This window comes from Nitrosomonas halophila (genome assembly GCF_900107165.1).
GTDB classification, from domain to species: Bacteria; Pseudomonadota; Gammaproteobacteria; order Burkholderiales; family Nitrosomonadaceae; genus Nitrosomonas; species Nitrosomonas halophila.
The window spans coordinates 1-22,925 of sequence record NZ_FNOY01000016.1 but is presented as its reverse complement, the minus strand read 5'-3'; the positions used below and the strand labels follow the sequence as shown (position 1 = coordinate 22,925).

Below are 22,925 nucleotides of genomic sequence, written 5' to 3'. Positions count from 1 at the left end.
GCTGGATTCTTGATCCTTCGCAACTGGGAGCGCAACGTGGACCTCGCAATATTCAAAGACCGTGCCAAAATCAAAGCCCGCAGAATCTTCAATTGGGCCAGGAACATCTCCGATGTCCGCTATATCAATGCGCCCCGCCATATCAAGCTGCACCGCTTTCTTGGCAACAACAACCTTTTGTCACGCGCACACAGAGCCAAGCTGGTCGAGAAAATTGCAACCAGCCTGCCTGCCGAAGTACAAAAAAAGGAACGCGAACACTACGCACAACTGTTGGAGGCCTGCCCCACGACGCTTGCGGTTGATCCGCAAATGGGTGCGGCACGCCTAGACATACAGGATCAGCTGGCACCGGCCTGCATTGCCGACACGCATGCCCGTATCGAACACTTCATCGCGGGCGCCAGCATGCAGATGAATGCCAAGCCATACCTGGCGGAAACATCTTCATTGAAGGACTACGCACCTGACAACCCTTGTTTTCAACTCGCTACCGCGCCTTACATACTCGGCGCAGTGGCCCGTTATATTGGAAGCTGCCCGGTACTCTGGAACATCACGGCCATGTATTCCCCGCCGCCCGCATCGAATACAAACAGCCTGAAAGGCAGTCAGCTATGGCATATCGACAGAGAGGACATCACGACACTTAAGCTCTGGCTGCTGTGCTCCGAAATCACGCCAGCCAACGGCCCCACCATCATTCTGCCTACCAGATACTCCGACCAGGTTGCCGAAAAACTCGGCCCCGCCTCTTCCGAAAAGGTCAGAGACGAAGCGTTATTTGAACCCTTCCGCCCCCATTTTTTATCACTGACGGGCAAAAGTGGCGATATGTTCCTGACCGACACGGCCAGGTGTTATCACCACGGCTCCAGGATGCAAGCCGGTATCGAGCGCAGAGTGTTGATGATTCACTACACCACGCGCCATTCCACTTATTTGGTTCCCGGCAACAAGCGGGCGCACGATCGTCTGCATGCGCAAACCCGGCAGGCTTGGGACACCCTCCCTCAGTCGACCCAGGCAGTGCTGCGCGTCTATGGCCATCAAACAGACTGAATGACGAAATCATGATGTTATGCGCTGGTTGCGAGCAAGTTGGCCGTTCCCGACCACCAGTGAATCAGATTGTTCTCGATCGGGATAAGCGCAGCGGGATGAAACGCCACGCAGCGTGGCGTGAAATCCGTGTAAGGGCGTGCCGTGCGCACCTGGCAACGATAAAGATACCCATGCAAAGCGCCCGGGATGCTGGCATGACGCGTCATCACCTCGCAGACAGGCGCTTGCATCCCATCTGGATCAGCGTAAAGCTGGATTTGCACGGCATCGGGCACTACCTCCCCCAAATAGATCTGCACTTCAAAGACCCAGCCGCCCTGTTCTGGAGACACGCTCAGATTGCCCCAATGAATCTCATGCCAATTGCACCTCAACTGCTCGTCCCATAAACGCAACGCCTGGGCAACCTCGCTACCTTCGGCAGTGCGTTGCTGAAAAGCACTGGCCGCAGGCAGATACAACTTCTCGACATATTCACGCACCATCCGGTTACTGCTGAACTGAGGCGTAAGACCGGCCATACTGGCACGCATGCGGGCAACCCAGGCCCGGGGAATGCCAGTGGCATCGCGATCGTAAAACATCGGCACGATCTCCTCTTCCAGCAGACGATAGAGCTGCTCCGCTTCCACACCCTCCCACTCGGGTTCGGTATGCTCCTGGCCATCACCCAACGCCCAGCCTACTTCCGGGGTATAGGCTTCTGCCCACCAGCCATCCAGCTCGGAAAGATTCAATCCCCCGTTAACCAGTACTTTCATACCACTGGTGCCGCTTGCTTCCCATGGCCGGCGCGGCGTGTTGATCCACACATCCACTCCCTGCACCAGCTCCTGCGCCAAGGCAATGTCATAGTCTTCAAGGAAAACGACATGCTGGCGCACCGCCGGTTGGGCGGCAAACTGTGCCCAGGCCTGAATGAAACGCTTGCCTTCCTTGTCGGCAGGATGGGCCTTGCCCGCGACAACCAGCTGCACCGGCCGTTCTGAATGCGTCAACAGTCTGATCAATCTGTCAGAATCACGCAGCAACAAGTTAGGACGTTTGTAGGCAGTGAAGCGGCGCGCAAATCCAAGTGTCAAAACGTTGGGATCCAGAATCCGGTCAACCTGGTCGATGAGATGCAGCTGCGCACCCCCCTGGCCGAGCTGCAAGCGCAAGCGTTGCCGGGTGTGGCGCACCAGATCGGCACGCTCCTGACCGCACAATGTCCAGAGTGTCGTATCGTCCAGCGCCTCGATCGCGGCGGCCAGCGTTTCCTCGCTACCGAGCCAGCGGCCCTTGCCGCAAGTCTCCGTCCAGATATCATCTGCCCACGGAGAATCCCATGATGGCACATGCACGCCATTGGTCACATAACTTACCGGCACCTGGCATTGGGGCCAGTGGGGATACAGGTCCTGGAATATGCCCCGACTGACCTGGCCATGCAGGCGGCTGACACCGTTCATCAGGCCGCAGGTTCGCGCCGCCAGATAGGCCATGTTGAAAAACTCATCGCCATTTTTCGCATTGCTGCGGCCCAGCGCCACCAGATCCTCCGGCGCCACTCCCAGATTTCCGGCATAGACCAGACCATACTTGGCCAGCAGCTCGCGTGGAAAGGTATCAAAACCGGCTGCCACGGGCGTATGGGTGGTAAATACATTGCCCGGCCGGGTCGCCCATAGCGCTTCCCAGAAATCCACCCGCTTCTTTTCCATATAGCAGCGGGCGCGCTCAAGCGTCACAAAAGCGGCATGCCCCTCGTTCAAATGGCAAACATCGATTTCCAGCCCCAGGGCTTCGATCAAGCGCCACCCGCCAATGCCCAGAACAATCTCCTGCACCAGGCGGATTTCCTCTCCTCCGCCGTATAGCTTGCCGGTAATGCCGCGGTCAAGCGCACTGTTCAGCAAGTTGTTACTGTCAAGCAGATACAGGTTCACCCTGCCCACCTGCGCCTCCCAGGCATGCAAGCGGACGGTACGTCCGGGCAACTCGATCGGAATACAGAGCCAGGTACCATTACGCGTCAACACGGGACGCAGCGGCAGGCTATTGGAGTCGTTATAAGTGTAGATTTCCTGCTGCCAGCCATTTCCATCCAGCATCTGCCGGAAATAGCCTTCCTGATAGAGCAGACCGATCGCAGTGACAGGCACGGCCAAATCACTGGCTGCCTTGAGATAATCTCCGGCCAGCACACCCAATCCACCGGCGTACAGTGGCAGGGCCTTGCCCAATCCAAATTCCATGCTGAAATAGGCAATGCCCTTGAGCCTGGTCTCTGCATGTGCCTCCCCAAACCAACCAGGGCATTCGCAGTAGTGCCTGCGTGCTTCCGACAGCAAATCAAGATGCTGTTTGAACGATGCGCTGCGGTTCAGTTTTTCCAGCCGCTCATACGACAGGTTCTGCAAAACCACAAATGGATTCTCGCTTTGCTCCCATAACTGCGGATCCATCGCCTTCCAAACCACATCACCGGCATGACTCCAGGTCCAGCGCAAATCCGTGGCCAAATCGGTCACTTGCTCCACCAATGGCAACAGATCGGCAGGCAAATCTTGCTGGTACTGCATCATCAGGCGAGGGGTCTTCATGACGGGTTCGTGCTCCTTCCTTTATGGACAAACTGCTTGACAAGCATATCACGCTGCTTATTCTCAGATCGGCCGATTCATTTTATCGCATACTGGCAGGATGATAATTTGCGCCTTACTTGAGGGTAAATCCTGGCAGGGAGTTGACTCATGTTACTCGATCACAAACTTGCGCCGTTACAAAGAGTAGTCAGAATCGATGTCATTGCCAAGTATAGCGGCCAATTACTGGTCGTACTGGGCTGCCTGACACTTGTACCCTGCCTGGTCTCCCTCTACTTCAGCGACTTCGATAGCACCTTACGCTATCTGCTTATCGAACTGATGCTCTTTCTGGGTGGCGCGCTGTTATCCCGGCTGGATGCACCGGCAGACATTCAGGCAAATGAAGGTTTGGTCATTACCAGTCTCATGTTCATCATCACACCGCTCATCATGACCATCACGTTCAGCGGTGCGGGGCTGACCTTTATCGATGCCCTGTTCGAAACCATTTCGGCCGTCACGACCACGGGTTTGACCACGATTGCGGATATAGAATCCATGCCGCCCACCTTCATTTTCGCACGCGCCTACATGCAATGGATAGGTGGACTCGGTATTGTCGTGCTGACGGTTGCACTGCTTGTCCGCCCCGGTATTGCCGCAAGACGCCTGATTCATTTGGATGAAAGCGAGGATCTGGCCAGTTCCACACGCACCTATGCACGCACAATTCTGAAGATCTATCTGATCCTGACTGCACTGGTGGCTGTGCTGATATGGGCAGTGCAGGGCGACGTCTTCATCGCCATCATCCATGCGTTTGCGGCCGTCTCGACCGGTGGTTTTTCCGGCTATAACAATAGCCTGGCCGGCTTCGAGAACAAACTCGCGGCCCTCGCTGTCATCACGGCATGCTTGTTTGGTGCACTGCCCATACTTTTGTATCAGCGTCTCCAGCGACGCGACTGGAAAGCCTTCATTCACGATATTCAGCTGCGCGCTTTACTGATTCTGAGCCTCATCATCAGTCTGACACTGGGCGGCATGTTCATCTGGCAACTGAATCTCCCCTGGTCCGAAGCATTATGGCATGCTCCGCTATTGGCCATTTCCGCACAAAGCACAGCCGGTTTCGCCACCCTCCCCTTGACCGGACTGAGCCATGACATGTTGCTGATATTGATTTTCGCCATGTTTGTCGGCGGTTCTATGGGCTCGACCGCTGGCGGCATCAAATTACTGCGGCTGGTCACTTTCGCCCATTTGATCCGGCTGATCATGCAACGCATCACCCTTGCACCCCATGCCGTCATTCAACAAAAGCTGGGCAGGGAGTATCTCGATCATGATGAAGTCATCCGTGCGCTCGCACTGATTCTGCTGTTTATCTCCGTGATATTCTGCTCCTGGCTTGCCTTTGTTGCCGCAGGCCATGATACATTGAAGGCCCTGTTTGAAGTGGTATCCGCCATCGGCACGGTTGGACTGTCGAGCGGGATCACGCAGCCAGAATTGTCCAGCTGGCTCAAGATCGTACTATGCATGGATATGCTGCTTGGACGGCTTGAGATTATTGCATTGCTGATACTGCTCTATCCCGCAACCTGGATCAAGACAAGGAAAATTTGATGAAACTGGTCTTTATCGGTGCCAGCGCGACCTCTGTCATGGCAGTCAGGCAGCTTATCCATCGTGGCCATGACGTGGTGATCATAGAAAAAAACAAAGACCGTATCGATGAGCTGGCCGGCCAGCTGGACTGCGGCTTTATACTCGGCGATGGGACACGGCCGGATATTCTGCGCGAAGTGGATGCCAGAACCACCAGCATCGTCTACTGCATGACTGCCAACGACCAGGCAAACATTCTGGCGAGTCTGGTCGCCCATTCGCTCAATTTCCCCAGAGTCATCACTAAACTCGAGGATCCGGAGTTCGAACATATCGCCATTGAGCTGGGACTGGACAACATCATCGTGCCGGCACGCACAATCGGCAGCTTTCTCGCCGACATGGCGGAAGGCCAGAACCTCCTTGAATCATCCTCGATCATCAAAGGCGAGGCCAGGGTGCTCTCCTTCGTCATTAACGAGAGCCTGGCAGGGCCAGTTTCAGCCCTGGCGCTACCAGACAATGCGCGCCTGATATGCGTCTACCGTAACGGGGACTTCATGCTGCCCGATACGGAAATGAAACTCAGGAACGATGACGAAGTGGTCCTGATCACGCATAGCAAGCAAATCCCCATACTCCGCAAACGCTTTATCGATGCGCCCAAACTCAAGCAGGCAGGGCCTTTGTCCTCATAACGATCATGCCCGGCTCAATCACTGCAGCAAAGTGAAGCGCAATCTCAACGCATTTCCAATCACGCTGACTGAAGAGAGCGACATCGCAGCAGCTGCAAAAATGGGCGACAACAAAAGACCATAGAACGGATAGAGCACACCCGCCGCGATCGGCACACCGGCGGCATTGTAAACAAACGCGAAAAACAGGTTCTGGCGAATATTGCGCATGGTGGCTATCGACAACTTGCGGGCACGCACAATGCCGGTCAGGTCTCCCCTGAGGAGCGTGATGCCTGCACTCTCCATCGCAACATCGGTACCGGTTCCCATGGCAATACCGACATCGGCTGCTGCCAGGGCCGGTGCATCGTTGGTACCGTCGCCGGCCATGGCCACCACCCGTCCTGATGCACGCAGTTTCTCGACAATTTTCCCTTTGTCTTCGGGCAGGATCTCCGATTCGACTGCATCAATCCCCAGCTTTTTGGCAACCGCCTCGGCAGTGCGGCGGTTATCCCCGGTCAGCATCACGACATGGATACCCTGTTGCTGCAATGCTTCGATTGCGGCCGCAGTCGTTGCCTTGACCGGATCGGCAATTGCCAGCAACCCGGCAGGACGGCCGTTCACAGCCATATAGATGACCGTTGCACCGTCCGCACGCAGCCCATCGGCCTGCTCCGCAAGTGAGGCAACATCGATGGCCAGTTCTGCCATCAGCATGGCATTGCCGAGCGCAACCGCCTGGTCCCCGACTTTCCCGACCACGCCCTTGCCGGTTGGCGAGTCGAATTCTTCTGCAGTGGCCAGATCGAGTGACCGCTCCCTCGCAGCCGTGACAATGGCATGCGCGAGCGGATGCTCGCTCTGCTGCTCCAGCGAGGCGGCAAGTGCCAACAAGCTGTCTTCAGTCATACCCGCTGTGACCACGACTTGGGTCACGGTGGGTCTGCCTTCGGTCAAGGTGCCGGTCTTGTCGATCACCAATGTATCGACTTTCTCCATACGCTCCAGCGCTTCGGCATTCTTGATGAGCACGCCCGCTTGCGCACCCTTGCCGACACCCACCATGATCGACATGGGTGTGGCCAGCCCCAGCGCGCAAGGACATGCGATAATCAAAACACTGACTGCGGCAATCAGGGCATGACTGAAGACAGGCTCAGGCCCGACCAGCGACCAGATGACAAAAGCCAGCAGCGCGATAGCTATCACCACTGGCACAAACCAACCGGAAACATGGTCGGCCAGGCGTTGGATCGGAGCACGGCTGCGCTGTGCTTCGGCAACCATCTGCACGATTTGTGAAAGCATCGTATCCTTGCCCACGCGCTCGGCGCGCAGCACGAAACTGCCGGTTTGATTGATCGTGCCACCGATCACCTGGCTGTCCGGCACTTTCTTCACTGGCATGGATTCCCCTGTCACCATCGATTCATCCACGGCACTACGTCCTTCTGTCACGACACCGTCCAGGGGAATTTTTTCACCCGGCCGCACACGCAACAAATCCCCCACCTGAATCTGCGCCAGCGGCACATCCTCCTCTCCCTCATCACCCAGCCGGCGGGCGGTCTTGGGCGCCAGATCCAGCAATGCACGAATCGCGCCGCCTGTCCGCTCGCGCGCCTTGAGTTCCAGCACCTGGCCCAGCAGAACCAGCACCGTGATAACGGCTGCCGCCTCGAAATAGACCGCCACCGTGCCATCCGCCTGCCGGAAAGCGTCGGGAAAAACACCCGGCGCCAATACCGCCACCATGCTGTACAACCAGGCCACGCCTATCCCCATGGCGATCAGGGTAAACATGTTCAATTTGCGCGTTGTCAAAGAAATCCAGCCGCGCGCGAAGAAAGGACGCCCCGCCCACAGCACCACGGGCGTCGCCAGCACCAGCTGGATCCAGCCAGACAAGCTCGCGCTGACGTAACGTTGCATGTCGGCCACATGCGCACCCATTTCCAGAATAAAAACAGGCAGCGTCAATATCAGGCCGATCCAGAACCTTTTGCGCATATCGGTCAACTCGGGATTTTCACCCTCTTCTCCGGTGATCGCTTCCGCTTCCAGCGCCATGCCACAAATCGGACAATCGCCAGGACCTTTCTGCCGAATCTCGGGATGCATCGGACAGGTGTAGATCCCGTCTGCACCCACAGCGGATGCAGATTGCGCCGGACGCTCGCCTGGCTTGTGTTCATGATGACAATCTTGTGAACGCATACAACCTCCTTGTGATAAGCCTTCCATATCTGCAACCAGTCTTGCAACACCCAGCAACTGCCGGTTAATTTTTCGACAAGCCTGGATTTGCGTAAGAACCATGCCCTTTACGCCATTCAGGCCGGACCATCCCTGTTTTGCATTGATCCCCGCAGCAAACCGTTCATGCCATGGTGCTGATGGTTTGACGAAAACGCGCCAGGGCCAGCAGGAAAAAAGTACCGCCGATGACAGCCAAGGCGAGAAAATCCGGCCAAACTATACTGAAGCCCGCACCGCGGTAAAGTATGGCCTGGGCAAGCGAGACAAAATGCGTCGTCGGTGCTGCGAGCATGACATGCTGCACCAGTTCGGGCATGCTTTCGCGGGGCGTGATGCCGCCGGACAACATTTGCAGCGGCAGCAGGGTGATCACAACCAGCAGGCCCATTTGCGGCATCGAGCGTGCAACTGTACCAAGAAAAATACCCATAGAAGTGGCCGCAAACAAATGTAACGCCATGCCGCCCGTGAACAATCCCAGCGAGCCTTCGATCGGCACACCGAGCAAATCCTGCACCACCAGGATGAGCGATGCCGTCGCGACCATCGCCACGACCAGCCCCATTGACCACACCTTGGCCAGCATGATCTCGAATGGCGTCAACGGCATGACCAGCAAATGCTCGATGGTACCGCGCTCGCGCTCACGAATCAGCGCCGCGCCTGTGAGAACAATGGATAACAGGGTGATGCTGTTGATGACCTCCATCACCGAGCCGAACCAGACTGAACTCAGGTTGGGATTGAAATGCATTCGCACTTCCAACTCTGCGGGCAACGTGACCATGGCGCGGTGTCCCTGGATAAAAGCCGCCACCTCGCCCGTGACGATATGCTGGACATAGTTATTGCCGATAAAAGCCTGTGACATGCGCGTGGCATCGACATTGAGCTGAATCGCCGGCTGACGTCCGGCCAGCACATCGCGCTGAAAATCGGGAGGAATATCGAGCACGAAGGTATATTTGCCCAAGTCCATGCCGGGATCAGTTGCGTAGCGTTCTATCATCTCCGGCATCAGGAAATAAGGGGGATAAAAGGCACCGATAATCCGTGCAGACAGGGGCGACCGGTCATCATCGACGATCGCGATCGGTGCCTTGTGCAATGATTCGGGAATGCGGGTGGCGGCCAGGTATACCTGGCCGGTAAAAGAAAACAGGATCAGAATCAGCATCAGCCTGTCACGCCCCAGGCTGCGCAGCTCCTTGACACCGAGATGGAAAATATTGCGCAGCATATGCCTCATCACCGCTCCTGCTTGTTCAGCAGCACCACACTCAGAATCAAAATGACCGGAATGGCAAGCACAAGCGGCAGCAGCGAGGGCCCCAGCTCGGCGAAGCCCAGCGCCTTGGTAAAAGTGCCACGGCTGATCGTCAGAAAATGCGTGGTCGGAAAAATCTCGCCGACCAGGCGCGCGCCGCCCTCCAGCGAGGACACTGGATCGATCATGCCGGAAAAGCGCGTGGACGGAATGATGGTGGCGAGCGCGGTTGCAAAAACAGCAGCGATCTGGCTGCGCGTGAAGGCAGAAATCAGCAGACCCAATCCGGTGGCTGCCGTCACATAAAGCAATGCGGCCAGGGTCAGCAGCAGAAAATCCCCCTTGTGCGGCACGCCGAAAACAAATACCGCCAGCGCACAAAGCAAAAAGAAACTGACCATTCCCAGGGCAATATAGGGCAGCTGCTTGCCAACGAGAAATTCCAGCCGGGTCACTGGTGTGACGTACAGATTGAGGATGGAGCCGAGCTCTTTCTCGCGCACCACGCTGAGTGCACTCAGCATGGCCAGAATCAGCATCATCAGCATCGGTATCACGGCAGGCACGATGGCTGGCAGACTCTTGACATCAGGATTGTAACGAAAGCGGGTCTCGATCGTTATCGATCCGGACGGCACCTGGCCACTCACATGGCGGCGCATCTGTTCCAGCAGCCAGCTTTGGTGCATGGCCTGCACATAACCGAGCACATTCTCGGCCCGGGTCGGCATCGCGCCATCGATCCAGGCAGCAATTTTGACATTGTCCCCGCGCGCCAGATCGCGTGCGAAATTGGGGGGAATCTCCAGCGCGAGACTCAATTCACCGCTGCGCATCCGGCGATCGAGCGCGGCATAATCCGTGATCGGTGGCAGCTCGATAAAATAGCGCGAGCCACTGAGGTCAAGCGCATAGTTGTTGCTGAGGGTGGTCTGGTCGCGGTCGAGCACGGCGTAGCGCAGATCTTCGACATCCATCGTGATACCGTAACCAAATGTGATCATCAAAAAGAAACTGCCGAACAACGCAATCGAAATACGCAAGGGATCACGATAGAGCTCAAGCGCCTCCCGCATGCCGATACTGAACAGGCGCAGCAGGCTGAAGCGCGTGCCGGTTCTGGCGGATGGGGCATCATGTGGCGGCTCCGGGATACTTGCAGGCGGTGAAGGCATTTCGGTCACCAGGGTGTCTTCCGCCCTACTCGCCTGTTTCAGGTAGCGGATGAAGGCTGCTTCCAATGTCGTGCAGCCACTGTGCTCGATCAGCGCGGCGGGGGTATCGCTGGCAAGAACCTTGCCAGCATGCATGAACGAGATGCGGTCACAACGCTCGGCTTCATTCATAAAATGCGTGGAAATGAATATCGTGACCTGATCACGGCGTGCCAGATCGATGATCAACGCCCAGAACATGTCGCGCGCGACCGGGTCGACGCCGGAAGTCGGCTCATCGAGTATCAACAGATCCGGTTTATGAATAACCGCCACCGCCAGGGACAAGCGCTGTTTCAAACCCAGCGGCAAGGCATCGGGCAGACTTTCCATCACGGCACCGAGCAGAAAACGATCGGCCATCTCGGCGACACGGGCTGGAATCTCGGCATCGGGCAGGTGAAACAGCTTGGCATGCAGCACCAGATTCTGCCGCACAGTCAGCTCGGCATACAACGAGAATGCCTGCGACATGTAACCGACACGCTTGCGTGCCGCCAGATTGGCGGCATCGATGACCTGGCCGAACAGCCATGCCTGGCCTTCGCTGGGTGGCAGCAGGCCGGTCAGCATCTTCATCGTGGTAGATTTGCCGCAACCGTTGGAACCGAGAAAACCAAAAATCTCACCGCGCGCGATATGCAGGTTGACTCGCTCGACCGCAACAAAATCACCGAATCGCATGGTCAGATCATGCGCCTCGATCGCGATTTCCCCTTCGCCCCGGGCCTCTCGCGGCGGGACCAGCACGGTCTGATGGCCTTTTCTTTTTTCGTCCGGCAGCAGCCGGATGAAAGTGTCCTCCAAGGTCCTGGCGCCAGTGCGCTCGCGCAGCTCGGCTGCGGTGCCGGTTGCAAGCACCTTGCCTGCATCCATCGCCACCAGCCAGTCGAAACGCTCCGCTTCGTCCATGTAGGCGGTGGAAACGAGTACGCTCATGCCCGGATGGCGCACCCGCAAACGCTCAATCAGTTCCCAGAACTGGGCACGCGACAGCGGATCGACTCCCGTAGTCGGCTCATCCAGCACCAGAAGATCCGGATCATGGATCAGCGCGCAACACAAACCGAGCTTTTGTTTCATGCCTCCCGACAGCTTGCCTGCGGGACGATCCCGGAACGAAGCGAGCCCCGTGCTTTCCAGCAGCTCGTTTATGCGCTGATGGCGCTCACGCTGCGCGTGACCAAACAGGCGGCCGAAGAAATCGGCGTTCTCGAACACCGACAAAGTGAGGTAGAGGTTCTTGCCCAGCCCCTGCGGCATGTAGGCAATCCGTGGACACACTTCGCGGCGGTGGGCAGCATCGGCCATATCGCCGCCCAGCACTTCAATCCGGCCTTGCTGTATCACCCGCGTGCCGGTCAACAGGGACATCAGGCTGGACTTACCGACGCCATCGGGGCCGATCAGGCCTGCCATGCAGTGGCCGGGAATCTCCAGATCAAGGCCGTCCAGCGCAAGCTGCTCGCCATAACGCAAGCTGACACCCTGTATGCGCACAACCGGTTCGGCTGGTAGGTTTGTACTCATTGCGGCAACCTGATCTCGAGCTCAGGAGGCCAGTCAATTGCCGGGTCGAGCTTGACATAGGCCATGCCGGGCAAACCGGTTTTGATCTGCTCAAGATGCTGCTGCAACAGCTCGGGATCGATCCGCGCACGCACCCGGAACATCAGCTTCAGGCGCTCGCTCTCGGTCTCCACCGTCTTGGGTGTGAACTGGGCGACACTGGCGACAAAGCTGGCCTTGGCCGGGATCACATAATGCGGCGCAGCATCAAGCACTAGCCGAATATCGCTGCCCAGCGCAACCTTGCCAGCCGCCTCGGTCGGCAGGAAGAAAGTCATATACACATCAGTCAAATCCACCATGTTGAGCACACGCCCGCCAGCTCCCAGCACTTCACCTGGCTCGGCGATACGATACTGGACACGCCCGTCACGCGGTGCCCTCAATTCGCTGTCATCGATATCCGCCTGCAAACGCAGCACCGTCGCCCGCGCAGCGGCAATGATGGATTCTGATTCAACCACTTGCGACTTTGCCGCCGCGATCCCTGCATTGGCCGCTGCAACCTGGGCCTGCGCCGCGCTGACCGCTGCCTGCGCACTCAGCACCCGGGCACGGTCATCATCCAGTTCCTGCTGTGCCGTGGCCCCTTCACCAGCCAGCGCTTGGGTACGCTTCAAGCGTTTACGGGCTGCATCGAGTTCGGCCCGGCGCTGGGACACGACAGCCTGCGCGGCGGCCTGTTCGCTTTGGCGCTGAATGACAATGGACTCGGCTGTTTGGTAAGCATGCTCGGCCCGGCGGACCTGTGCCACCGCCTCGGCCTGCTGGGCCCGCAACACCTGTGTATCCATCCGCGCAAGCACGGCCTTGGCTTGCACAAAATCTCCTTCTCTGGCCAGAATCTCAACGACACGCCCAGGTGTCTTGGTGGCGATATTGATTTCCGTCGCTTCGATACGGCCATTGCCCGCGACGATCCCGGCAGGCAAACCGGCCGGGCGCAGCATCCACCAGGCGGCGATTGCCACAGCCATGCTCAAGCCAATCCAAACGGGTATGTGCAGCGTTTTTTTCCGTTGATTCATCATTTTTCCAGAGCCGTTTCAGTGGGTGGCGCGGCCATGGCAACACCCCCGCCCAATGCCTTGTATAACGCGATTAGATCGGTCGAGGCCTTCGCCTCGGAACGCGCCAGCTCGATTTCCACACTATACAGGTTGCGTTGCGCATCGAGCACATCCAGAAACGAGACGGCACCCACTTGAAAACGCAGCTGCGACAGCCGGACAGCCTCATGCAAGTCCGCCACCGAGCGTGCCAGCGCCTGCCTGCGCACTTCTTCCTTGAGATAACGCGTCAGGGCAGTTTCGGTTTCCCGGAGCGCCTCCAGCACCGCTTTCTCAAATACCAGATAGGCCTCCTGTTGCCGCGCATCAGCTTGATCTATGCCGGCGCGGATACGGCCAAAATTGAGCAAGGGTTGAAAAAGACCCGCCGCAGCATTGTAGGAAAACGCCGCCGATTTAAACAGACTCTCGATATCGGTATTGCGTAAACCCAGGAATGCAGACAACGACAACCGGGGAAACAATTCCGCCACAGCCGCCCCCTGCAGCGCTGTGGCAGCAGCAAGCTGGCGTTCGGCAATCCGCAGATCGGGGCGATGCCAGATGGTTGCTGCGGGGGACGCCAGCATCGCCTGTCCGGACGCCATCGGCACCCCATCCGGCTCCCTCAGCACAGTGGCGAGCGCCCCCGGCGGCTGTCCGATCAGCACCTCGAGCTGCCGCAGCGCGGCAATCAGCCAGGATTCCAGATAGGGGATCTGGGCGCGGGTCGCTTCTGTCTGGGCGCGCGCCCGTACCGCATCGTAACGCGTACCCACACCGGCCTCAAACAGCTTCTCGATCAATGTTTGCGTTTTCTGCTGGGCAGCCAGATTGGCGTGCGTGATACGCAGCTGATTCTGAAAACTCCGGTATTCGATATAGCTGCGCGCCAAATCGGCAGTCAATGTGACCCAGGTCTGATTGTATTGCGCCTCCATCGCCTCCAGCTCTGCCGAAGCGGCCTCCAGGCGGCGCTGCAGGCGGCCAAACAGATCGATTTCCCACAAGGCATCGAAACCCATCTCAAACAGATTGAATTTGATACCAGGCGCGAAGCCGGGAAATGGATTGTCGCTACGCTGGATACCAGCACCCACATCCACGCTCGGGAAAAGCTGGGCCCGTGCCGCTGTACGCGCTGCCCGTGCCTGATCGATGCGGGCCAATGTGATTTTGAGATCAAGATTGTCCGATAGCGCCTGATCGATCAGCCAGTCCAAGCGAGAATCGGCAAAACCTTCCCACCATTTTTTCAACGCCTCTGGCTCGACCGGTTCGAACATCGCTTGCCCCAGCTCATCGCCCGCTTCCGCCTGCCAACGATCCGGGACCACAGCCGCCGGGCGCCGATAATCCGGACCGACGGCGCATCCACCCAAGGCAATCACCATGCATAGACCCGCAATTTTATTTATCTTGATCATGGTTCCTGGTCAGCAACGGAAGTCGATAACATTCAACCTTGCACCGGATGCATTTCCCTGTCCTTGCAATGCTTGGCCACCCTCTAAAATTAACATACATCTGGCCTTGCCGGGCTAACCAGAGACATGAAATCCATCACATCCAGCGCCATCATCACCCCGAATCTCGATCGGCCCCGGAAATAGATACCCAGGCCAATCGTCACAGATTCATACCGTTAGCGTAACAATCAGCCGTCGCGGCCCAGCCGGACATGACTGCGAGAGCGCTGTTATGTCCAGTATTTCAACCATTGTTACGAACGGAGCGGCAACTGAAGCGGCGAGCCTCGCCCGTGCCAAGGGAAGAAGATCGTAAATCGGACGATTATCGCCGGGAAGCCATAATCAACGAATCTGACCTCAATGATTGGCTAAAAAATTGATCGTCCTAATACACAACTTTCAGCGTCTGGCCTGGTGTCAGTTCGATCCTGCCATTGAATTGGCGGCTGTGTTCCTCCAACGTGCGTTGCAGCCAATGGGCATCTTGTTGCGAGGCGCGCTTCAATCTGAAGCGCTTGATCTGCATCGGCACCATTTCCAGCGCGATCAATTTGCCGGTAGCGGGTGCAATGCTGACCAAATACATCAGCGACAAGTCGCTGCGATAGTGTTCGTGACCGCCTATCCCTTCGTAATCGTTCAGAAAATCTCCGCAGCCATACAGGATGAGTTTTTCCTTATACACTTCCAGCCCGATAGGGTGATGGGAAGAATGGCCATGCAGGATGTCTACTTGCGCGCAATCAATTAGCCCATGAGCGAATTCGACATGTTCTTGGCGGATGGCGTATCCCCAATTCTCGCCCCAATGGATGGATAGCATCACGATATCACCGGGACGTTTGCTCAGCTGTACGATGGCAGCGATTTGCTCAACCGTTTTGCGGGATAAATCGGTTAACAAATAAACGCCTGCTTTGCCAATCTTAGCAGCCCATTCAACGGGAATGCCGCTAGAGGTTGTACCGCAGGAAATGACTATGACTCTGCTTTTAGCAGGCATCGCCACAATGGCCGGGGATTGTGCTTCCGGCAAGTTTGCGCCAGCCCCTGCGGTTTTAATGTGAGCATTGCTCAGTGTGTTCAGTGTTTCCGTTAAGCCGGCATATCCCCAGTCAAGCACATGGTTGTTCGCCAAGACACAGCAATCAATTTTTGCCGCAGTAAGGCATGCAATATTTTGGGGATGCATGCGATAGTGAATACCTTTGTCTAGCCAATAATCATTGCTGGTGGTAACGCTTGTTTCCAAATTGATGATGCGTACATCCGGTGCTGCTTTATCCAGTTCAGCCAGCGCATCGCCCCAGATATAATCGAAACTCACTGGCTTGGGAATCACGCCGTTCGCATCCTCACCGAGTTCCACGTAGCTGTTTGCATTGCGTACATAGGGTTCATGCAATTGTGGATCGCTCGGACAGGGTAACAATTGATCGATTCCCCTGCCGGTCATGACATCGCCACACAAAAACAGCTTGATAGGTGTATTCATGCTGGATTTTCAGCATTGGTGATGGACATTGCTTTTGCCATCCCGCTCGTTAGCGCTAACAAGGCTGCTGATGATTGCACCTGAAAATCCCGCCGTTTCATGATGGCCCATCAGCGGATGCAGAATTAGTCTAGTTTCAAAAAAGGATAGCGTTTGCGCTGCTCGCGCGGCCATAATGACAGTCCCGCCTGCTGAGCGACGATTTCAACATCCAGAATCACGTCGGGATCGTCAAACGTCACTTTATCCGCTGCATCTTGCAAGCTCAATTGTTCATCCAGATAGTCGCCGAGCAAGCCCGCTTCCTGTTGGCTTCTTATCGTTCCGTGGAAACCGCGGCGGTGTATACGGACATGAAAACTGCGGTGAGCCATTTGAGGCAAGAAAGCTTGGATGCACTGCTTGGCTTTTTCCTCGAATGCTTCGACCGTTTGAAAAAAGAAGCCATGCGCGCATGGGATGACCCGGCAGAATACTTGCCCATAAGCAGGATTTGCTTGCATATCCTGCAAGAAAGATTCAAGAAATGCTTCGATATTCTCAACCTTGAGGGTTAGTACATTACGAAAGGGCGTTTTCTCGACAGAACCATATTTCGACAGCAAAGAAAAACCGTCTTTGAAGCCATTCTCTGCGACAGTGACCACAACATTCCAGTCTTTCATGATGATTCGCCTTCGATTGATGAATGAATCAATACTGGGTTGATTTTATGGAAAAATATCGCACTTTTGCAGTTCAGCCTATTGAGAAATAAGGGGTCAAGTCTTGGCTCGCAGCAGATCCAATCTTTACTCGGAGAGCGGTAATTCCTTCTGAAAGCGAGGCCGCCAAGTAACATTCTTCATTGCTTCGAGATCTCGTTCACTGGCAAAACCCGGCAAGATATCGATTCGATTGAAGAACCCCCGGGAGCCGATCACGTACTCCATGACCTCTAACCAAAATACACTGGGCTCGTTGTCCCGGTAATAGGCGGCCCGTTCGGCACTTGAAAAGCGGCCTTCCGCGACCAGAAATGTATCAACATCACTTTCCGAGTAGCCAGCCAACGTTAGAATTTTCTGTACGTTCAAGTTACCAGCCCCTGCCACTTGACGACCAGCATAAGGATTAGCCGTAGACGCCAACTCGCGGCAAAGCTTAGCATTCAACATATTTCCCGTGTATAAAAAAGTACTGACCGACCGCACCTTCTGGCAAATCGCATCGTCTCCAGAGAGAGAAGCGACATGCATAAAACAACTGCTTCTTAAAAAGCTAACCTTACTCCCGTCCGGGTTGAGCGGCGCTACCGACAGAGTCTCGGGGTGAATAAGAAAACACGACTTGGCCGAATTGAGATAGGTGGCCAAGTGCAGATACTGACGCTCCAGCTCGTCAGGTTGACGATACTTAAAAAAGATAATCTCATCGGCATCACTTATGGCACCACAACCACTGACAATCAGAAGTGGCACCAATATGCCAATTACTCCAGGCCTCTTCATTAACCCCCCTCTTATCCCGACAATCCGGATTTCATCTGCAACTCGATCTCACGCAGCTGTTCCTCCATCCGCCGAATAGCCTCCTCCCCCTGTCGCTGAAGATCCCGAAAATGTTCGCCGACACCATCCATGTTTTGAAGGGATCTTTGCATATCCCTTGCGATACAGTCTTGTGTTGAAATGATGCATTCGGCGGGCTTCAACAGTTCAAGGAAAAAGGTAACGATGGCCTCGTCTGCCGGGACGGGTGGAGAAGCCTTTTTCGCAGCCTGCACGCTTTCTGGAGTCGATCCAGGCGGGATAAATCTGTATGTAACATACACCCTTGAGGCCTGCGGCAACCACCATTCGGCAGGTGTAAACACATACATCTGGAACTGCCAGTCAATGGGACTGTTATCCGAACGCTTTGAAATCACGACGTTGCTATATTGCGACTCAGCCAGCCTTGAATCCCGGATAAGAACCTCGGCGGCCTGGCTGGATAGCGGCTCGTTGAGGACAGCGGCTTCTGCGGCCTTGCGTGTCTGCTGTTGCCGGCCGGGACCATGACTGATATCCGTCATTTCATAACAAGGCTCCCATTGCCCTCCTGTCACCTGATGACCGAGCCGCTGGCAGCGGGCTGCATCCTGCTGGCGCCATGCGCAAGAAAAATTGGGGGTGTGATGACCAGAAAGCAGATCCCAGCCATCTTCTCCGCTCAATGTCTGGCCAGGCCGTATGAAAGGCATGTCCTGTAAATCATCGCAACTTGCGAACAACTTGATCTCACTGCCCCGCATCGGCACCTCCGTGTCGGCTGCCAGAAGCGTGTACGGCAAGCCAATCATGAACCCGATGGCCAGGGCGAATAACTCGCCAAGTAAAAACAAACTCTTTTTCATGAGGCGCCTCCTCTCACCTGAGCACAAGCTCTACCCGGCGGTTCAGTTCCCGCCCCGCCTCGCTAGCGTTACTGGCGATGGGAGCCATAAAGCTGGCTCCTTTGGCCATCATGCGACCGATAGCTATACCGTAGTTACTCGCCAACGCCTGACGAACGGCGGCGGCACGACGCAAGGACAAGTCGACGTTATAGTCAAAGCCACCCTGGTTGTCGGTATGCCCTACCACCAATACTTCGATGCCAGGATTCATCTCCAGTAACCGGGCCATTTGCACCAATGCTTCCGCCGATTCGGGCCGGATCTCGGCACTGTCATACTCGAAGAATATCCCGTCCACAATTGCTTTGCCCTCGGTTGTCAGCGATGCCTGAAGCTCATCGGCGCTACGAATGTCAGTCTGTACCTGTCCGGTCTGCATGGGCTGCCCTTCGACCACAACCTGATGAATGACAGGTTGTGGCTGCTGGTCCATGATGTACAGGAAGACATGGGCCGATCCGGCATCGCCCTCACGCCCGGCCAGCAACGCACGCGTATTGCTGCGCACCAGCACCGGAGGGTGTAAGGCATTGCGCAGCTGTCGCCAGTAAACATCCGGGAAAATGACATCTTTTACATATGAGCCAATCCACCTTCCGCACCCTGTTTTATCAGCACATTCGAACCGCACCTCATAACCTCCAGCCGCAAGAGCATCCTGATAATTGCGCAGAATTTCCAATGTACTTTTGTTTTCAGGCGCTTGATAGGTAATCCAGGTCACGCGACCCTCCAGAGGCACTTCGACTGCCTGAAGAACCTCACCATCCCATCCGCTCCGGTTACGGTAGGCATCGCCGGGGATAGGGTTCGAAGGCAGGGACACCGAATAATATTCGCGTTCAAGGTAGCCATGCATCGTTGCACCACTGTATCGGCTGACCAATGGATTATCACTGCCAGGCTCATTAGCCGTGGCCGATGTGACTATCAATAAAAGTCCAACAATCTGCCCCAAGATGCGATAAGTTTTCATGAAATCTCCCGTTTCATCTGGATCGAATAAACGCACAAGCTTGCCGACCTCATGCAGCGCTCGACCTTCTCTGTCGCAGCGGGTCAGCTCTCAAACCAAGACCTCGATACACCACTTGGGCTTCATACGCTCGCAAAATGGGATCTGGTCTTTCTATAAAATATCATGTCCCATGATTTTATTTGCTCTTCGTATGCACGGTTGAAGGTTTGTGCATAGCCGCCACTCAACTGCCACATTCCCCTCGACAGATTTCCTTCAAGCGTTTCCACAACGATATAGCAATGGCCATCCATCAGGCAATCAGCATGGCAAACTCACAATGTCAGCCAATTGATACGGTCAGCATCATCCTGATAAATTTCCTCCTAGCGATCTCCTCGGGTGGTCACATGATACAGGCCACCTTGGGCAAAGGCGCTGGATCAATAGTAAACTTGGCTACCAGGTTTTATGTTAGCTTTGTAGAGCAGTGCTAAATTGAACTGAACTGATTGATCATTTTTCAGGTAAGGGTTTGCATGAAGATTCATCCTCCGCTCTACTACCGCGATTATCTGCAATTGCCTAAAATCCTGAATGCCCAGGCGCCTGAAAGTGCGAAATATGGCAAAGAGGTTCATGACGAAACACTGTTCATCGTGGTCCACCAAACCTATGAGCTCTGGTTCAAGCAAATTTTGCATGAACTCGATTCCATCCGGCGGATCATGGCAGAGTCTTTTGTACCCTCCACCGATCTTTATGTCATTCAAGCGCGCCTGGAAAGAGTCACCACCATTCAGCAGATTCTTATCGATCAGATCCAGGTCATGGAAACAATGACGACTCTGGATTTCATGGAATTCAGGGACTATCTGGTGCCGGCTTCTGGTTTCCAGAGTGTGCAGTTTCGCCTGGTGGAAGCGTTATTGGGCATCAAACCCGAGCACCGGATGGAGATTGAAAAGCAATTCATCAATTCCCGCCTCAGGCCCGAGGACAGGAAACTACTGGAAGAAGCGGAAAATAAAGTCAGTATTTTTGAGTTAATCGAGACATGGCTTGCACGCATTCCTTTTTCCATGTTCAAAGGGTATGACTTCTGGGGCGAGTATTCCCTGGCAGTTCATAAAATGCTGGATCAGGACTATCAAATCATCCTGGACAACCCGGGTCTGGATGAATCTATGCGTGAAATCGAATTGAGAAATCTGGAAACGACGCGCGAGACTTTCGCAACGCTATTGGACGCCGATAAATTTGCCAAACAGCGGATGCAGGGCAGTGTCAGGCTGTCGCAGAAAGCGATGCTATCCGCAGTCTTCATTTTTCTCTATCGTGATTATCCAGCCCTGCAAATGCCTTTCAAAATCCTCAGCTCGCTGGTTGAAATCGACGAGAAGTTCACCACTTGGCGTTTCCGCCATGCGCTGATGGTGCACAGGATACTCGGCACAAAAATTGGAACCGGTGGTTCTTCTGGACATCAATACCTGCGGGCAACGACGGAAAGGAATCGTGTTTTTGTGGATCTATTCAATCTGGCGACTTTTCTCATACCTAAATCCATAGCGCCGAAATTGCCGGAATTTGTCAAGAATCAATTGGATATTGTCTATGATGCCTTCCAATCCTAAGCAATACTATCAACGGTTCTGGGCAGGCCATGCTGGTAAATTGCATTTTCGCGCGCATTCCCACCACTTCTGGCCCGATATCAGCCGTGAAGCGCAAATCGCCTATTGGGACGAGTGCGCGAAACTGGGCGATGATAAGTGGGACAAGATTTTTTCCGAGACGATTCCTCGCACACAAAACCATATCGCCAGCATTCTGAGATTGGCCGACGCGAGACAAATTGCCTTGGCGCCCAACACCCACGAGCTTTCCACGCGTTTGCTCTCGCTTTTCCTGGGCAGAAAAAGCCTAAACATTCTTACCACAACCAATGAGTTTCATTCCTGGCGCCGGCAATTTTTTAGGCTGATGGAAATCCCCAACATTACCATCCATCAGGTGGATGCAAATAATTTTCCTCATGACCGGGACGCTTTCCTGCGGGCCATGCGGACCGAGCTTGCTAAACACTATGACTTGGTTTATCTGAGCCAAGTTTTTTTTGATTCCGGTGCAGCCTTGACGGATAGCGAAATCGTGTCGTTGGTGGCGGTCACACCCGAATCAACACTTTTCGCCATAGATGGCTACCATGGTTTTGCCGCCCTGCCCTGTTGCTTGACCAAGCTGGAAGGAAAGGTTTTTTATCTTGGCGGCGGCTACAAATATGGGCAAGGCGGCGAGGGAGTGGGTTTTATGGTGGTACCCAAGGGGGATTGGCGTCCGGCCTATACCGGCTGGTATGCCGAATATGCCAAGCTCTCCGGGCCAACTGGACAGACAGTCGGTTATGCCAATGATGCCATGGCATTCATGGGTTCGACACAGGACCCAAGCGGCTTTTATCGTTTCAACGCGGTCTGGGATTTATTCAACGCGGAGGGTATCGGCATACCAGGCATTCACGATTACGTTGCCGGATTGCAAAAAACCTTTCTTGAAAACCTGCCCCGGCATTTTATGCGGAATTGGTCGCTGACGCCGTTGTTCGACCCGGCATTAGTCTGGCATGGGCATTTCTTGACGTTTGAGGCATCCTCCCTGGATCTTGCCGAGAGATGCTTGCAGACCTTAAATAGTCACGATATTTTAATAGACCGCCGTGGCGCCCGCTTGAGGTTCGGTTTCGGACTTTATCAGGATAAAGCTGATGTGATGGCGCTTTGTCAGCGCCTGCAGAAATTGGTTGGATAATTTGTCAATTGCCAAATTTCAATATTGTGCAGGAGAGGTTATTGTCTATTGTAATTCGGGACTTGGTCCTGTGCTTGTGTGGGGCGCAAGTCGCAACACAACACAGCGTCCCGCACGAGCGTATTGTTAACTGCTTATATCAAAATACTTCCGCAGTCCTTTTCTCTTACTTTGATAACTTGATATGGCTGCCGGAGTATTTGTTTTATCTTTAGGCGGTCTGGGGTTCTCTGGAATTTCTTTGACCACCTCAGACAATCCATTTTTAACTAAATCTATATCCGATAGCTCACGTAGATTACTTATAAGCTCTTCAATATCACTTTGAGCCTTGTCAATTTTTGAAACTAAATCCTTGGCTAGAATCGAGCCTCCAGCCCCACGCTTTATTAGTCCGAAGTAAGGTTAAAACCACCGCCTTTAAGGCGGTAAGATTTATCTTTTAAAATTTTGGACGTACCATGATGCTAAAAGTAGGGG

16 protein-coding genes are annotated in these 22,925 nt (G+C 54.9%); 5 read left to right on the top strand and 11 right to left on the bottom strand.

Translation table 11 applies throughout. The annotated features are described in order from the left end of the window. The first annotated feature begins 36 nt into the window (after positions 1–36). A complete protein-coding gene (locus BLV85_RS05710) occupies positions 37–1,062 on the top strand; it encodes a phytanoyl-CoA dioxygenase family protein (protein ID WP_143032293.1) in 1,026 nt (341 codons plus the stop codon). A 17-nt stretch (positions 1,063–1,079) separates the two neighbouring features. On the opposite strand, the gene glgP is transcribed toward BLV85_RS05710, so the two are convergent. Beyond that, positions 1,080–3,650 carry an alpha-glucan family phosphorylase gene (gene glgP / locus BLV85_RS05705; protein ID WP_090413157.1) on the bottom strand — a complete coding sequence of 857 codons (2,571 nt, stop codon included), beginning with the start codon at positions 3,648–3,650 and terminating at the stop codon, positions 1,080–1,082. Between the two features lie 150 nt (positions 3,651–3,800). Between glgP and BLV85_RS05700 the strand changes: the two genes are divergently transcribed. Continuing rightward, positions 3,801–5,264 carry a TrkH family potassium uptake protein gene (locus tag BLV85_RS05700; protein ID WP_090413156.1) on the top strand — a complete coding sequence of 488 codons (1,464 nt, stop codon included), beginning with the start codon at positions 3,801–3,803 and terminating at the stop codon, positions 5,262–5,264. Then, on the top strand, positions 5,264–5,944 hold the full coding sequence (locus tag BLV85_RS05695; RefSeq protein WP_090413155.1) for a potassium channel family protein: 681 nt from the start codon (positions 5,264–5,266) through the stop codon (positions 5,942–5,944). Before BLV85_RS05700 ends, BLV85_RS05695 begins: the two co-directional genes overlap by 1 nt. 18 nt (positions 5,945–5,962) lie before the next feature. Here BLV85_RS05695 and BLV85_RS05690 read toward each other — a convergent pair whose 3' ends face one another. The 10 genes from BLV85_RS05690 to BLV85_RS05645 all read right to left on the bottom strand — a co-directional run bounded on the left by BLV85_RS05690 (position 5,963) and on the right by BLV85_RS05645 (position 19,652). Further along, positions 5,963–8,149 (bottom strand): copper-transporting P-type ATPase, encoded by a 2,187-nt coding sequence (locus tag BLV85_RS05690; RefSeq protein ID WP_245725102.1) that lies wholly within the window; start codon positions 8,147–8,149, stop codon positions 5,963–5,965. Positions 8,150–8,312: 163 nt separating this feature from the next. Further along, positions 8,313–9,440, bottom strand: a complete 1,128-nt coding sequence (locus tag BLV85_RS05685) for an ABC-2 transporter permease (protein ID WP_090413153.1) — start codon at positions 9,438–9,440, stop codon at positions 8,313–8,315. Further along, positions 9,440–12,202 (bottom strand): ribosome-associated ATPase/putative transporter RbbA, encoded by a 2,763-nt coding sequence (gene rbbA / locus BLV85_RS05680; RefSeq protein ID WP_090413152.1) that lies wholly within the window; start codon positions 12,200–12,202, stop codon positions 9,440–9,442. The genes BLV85_RS05685 and rbbA overlap by 1 nt, the downstream gene beginning before the upstream one ends. Beyond that, the gene (locus BLV85_RS05675; RefSeq protein WP_245725101.1) at positions 12,199–13,272 is read right to left on the bottom strand and encodes an HlyD family secretion protein; all 1,074 of its coding nucleotides are present in this window, start codon (positions 13,270–13,272) and stop codon (positions 12,199–12,201) included. The genes rbbA and BLV85_RS05675 overlap by 4 nt, the downstream gene beginning before the upstream one ends. Continuing rightward, positions 13,269–14,717, bottom strand: coding sequence for an efflux transporter outer membrane subunit (locus BLV85_RS05670; RefSeq protein ID WP_090413145.1), 1,449 nt, complete (start codon positions 14,715–14,717; stop codon positions 13,269–13,271). The genes BLV85_RS05675 and BLV85_RS05670 overlap by 4 nt, the downstream gene beginning before the upstream one ends. A gap of 430 nt (positions 14,718–15,147) precedes the next feature. Further along, on the bottom strand, positions 15,148–16,257 hold the full coding sequence (locus tag BLV85_RS05665; protein WP_090413143.1) for a CapA family protein: 1,110 nt from the start codon (positions 16,255–16,257) through the stop codon (positions 15,148–15,150). 125 nt (positions 16,258–16,382) lie between these two features. Next, a complete protein-coding gene (locus tag BLV85_RS05660) occupies positions 16,383–16,922 on the bottom strand; it encodes a THUMP domain-containing protein (protein ID WP_090413141.1) in 540 nt (179 codons plus the stop codon). Positions 16,923–17,048: 126 nt separating this feature from the next. Further along, positions 17,049–17,720: a hypothetical protein gene (locus BLV85_RS05655; protein WP_176973943.1), complete on the bottom strand. Its 672-nt coding sequence runs from the start codon at positions 17,718–17,720 to the stop codon at positions 17,049–17,051. 38 nt (positions 17,721–17,758) lie between these two features. Next, a complete protein-coding gene (locus BLV85_RS05650) occupies positions 17,759–18,634 on the bottom strand; it encodes a hypothetical protein (protein ID WP_090413136.1) in 876 nt (291 codons plus the stop codon). A gap of 13 nt (positions 18,635–18,647) precedes the next feature. Further along, positions 18,648–19,652, bottom strand: a complete 1,005-nt coding sequence (locus BLV85_RS05645; RefSeq protein WP_143032291.1) for an OmpA family protein — start codon at positions 19,650–19,652, stop codon at positions 18,648–18,650. A 521-nt stretch (positions 19,653–20,173) separates the two neighbouring features. Between BLV85_RS05645 and BLV85_RS05635 the strand changes: the two genes are divergently transcribed. Together BLV85_RS05635 and BLV85_RS05630 are read left to right on the top strand one after the other, a co-directional pair. After that, positions 20,174–21,271, top strand: coding sequence for a tryptophan 2,3-dioxygenase family protein (locus tag BLV85_RS05635; protein ID WP_090413130.1), 1,098 nt, complete (start codon positions 20,174–20,176; stop codon positions 21,269–21,271). Continuing rightward, positions 21,252–22,445, top strand: a complete 1,194-nt coding sequence (locus tag BLV85_RS05630; RefSeq protein WP_090413128.1) for a hypothetical protein — start codon at positions 21,252–21,254, stop codon at positions 22,443–22,445. Before BLV85_RS05635 ends, BLV85_RS05630 begins: the two co-directional genes overlap by 20 nt. Positions 22,446–22,925: the final 480 nt, after the last annotated feature.

Excerpts from the sequence above, each read along its gene's own strand:
- glgP (WP_090413157.1), bottom strand. The coding sequence starts at position 3,650 with ATGAAGACCCCTCGCCTGATGATGCAGTACCAGCAAGATTTGCCTGCC.
- BLV85_RS05700 (WP_090413156.1), top strand. The coding sequence starts at position 3,801 with ATGTTACTCGATCACAAACTTGCGCCGTTACAAAGAGTAGTCAGAATC.
- BLV85_RS05695 (WP_090413155.1), top strand. The coding sequence starts at position 5,264 with ATGAAACTGGTCTTTATCGGTGCCAGCGCGACCTCTGTCATGGCAGTC.
- BLV85_RS05690 (WP_245725102.1), bottom strand. The coding sequence starts at position 8,149 with ATGCGTTCACAAGATTGTCATCATGAACACAAGCCAGGCGAGCGTCCG.
- BLV85_RS05685 (WP_090413153.1), bottom strand. The coding sequence starts at position 9,440 with ATGAGGCATATGCTGCGCAATATTTTCCATCTCGGTGTCAAGGAGCTG.
- rbbA (WP_090413152.1), bottom strand. The coding sequence starts at position 12,202 with ATGAGTACAAACCTACCAGCCGAACCGGTTGTGCGCATACAGGGTGTC.
- BLV85_RS05675 (WP_245725101.1), bottom strand. The coding sequence starts at position 13,272 with ATGATGAATCAACGGAAAAAAACGCTGCACATACCCGTTTGGATTGGC.
- BLV85_RS05670 (WP_090413145.1), bottom strand. The coding sequence starts at position 14,717 with ATGATCAAGATAAATAAAATTGCGGGTCTATGCATGGTGATTGCCTTG.
- BLV85_RS05665 (WP_090413143.1), bottom strand. The coding sequence starts at position 16,257 with ATGAATACACCTATCAAGCTGTTTTTGTGTGGCGATGTCATGACCGGC.
- BLV85_RS05660 (WP_090413141.1), bottom strand. The coding sequence starts at position 16,922 with ATGAAAGACTGGAATGTTGTGGTCACTGTCGCAGAGAATGGCTTCAAA.
- BLV85_RS05650 (WP_090413136.1), bottom strand. The coding sequence starts at position 18,634 with ATGAAAAAGAGTTTGTTTTTACTTGGCGAGTTATTCGCCCTGGCCATC.
- BLV85_RS05645 (WP_143032291.1), bottom strand. The coding sequence starts at position 19,652 with ATGAAAACTTATCGCATCTTGGGGCAGATTGTTGGACTTTTATTGATA.
- BLV85_RS05635 (WP_090413130.1), top strand. The coding sequence starts at position 20,174 with ATGAAGATTCATCCTCCGCTCTACTACCGCGATTATCTGCAATTGCCT.
- BLV85_RS05630 (WP_090413128.1), top strand. The coding sequence starts at position 21,252 with ATGATGCCTTCCAATCCTAAGCAATACTATCAACGGTTCTGGGCAGGC.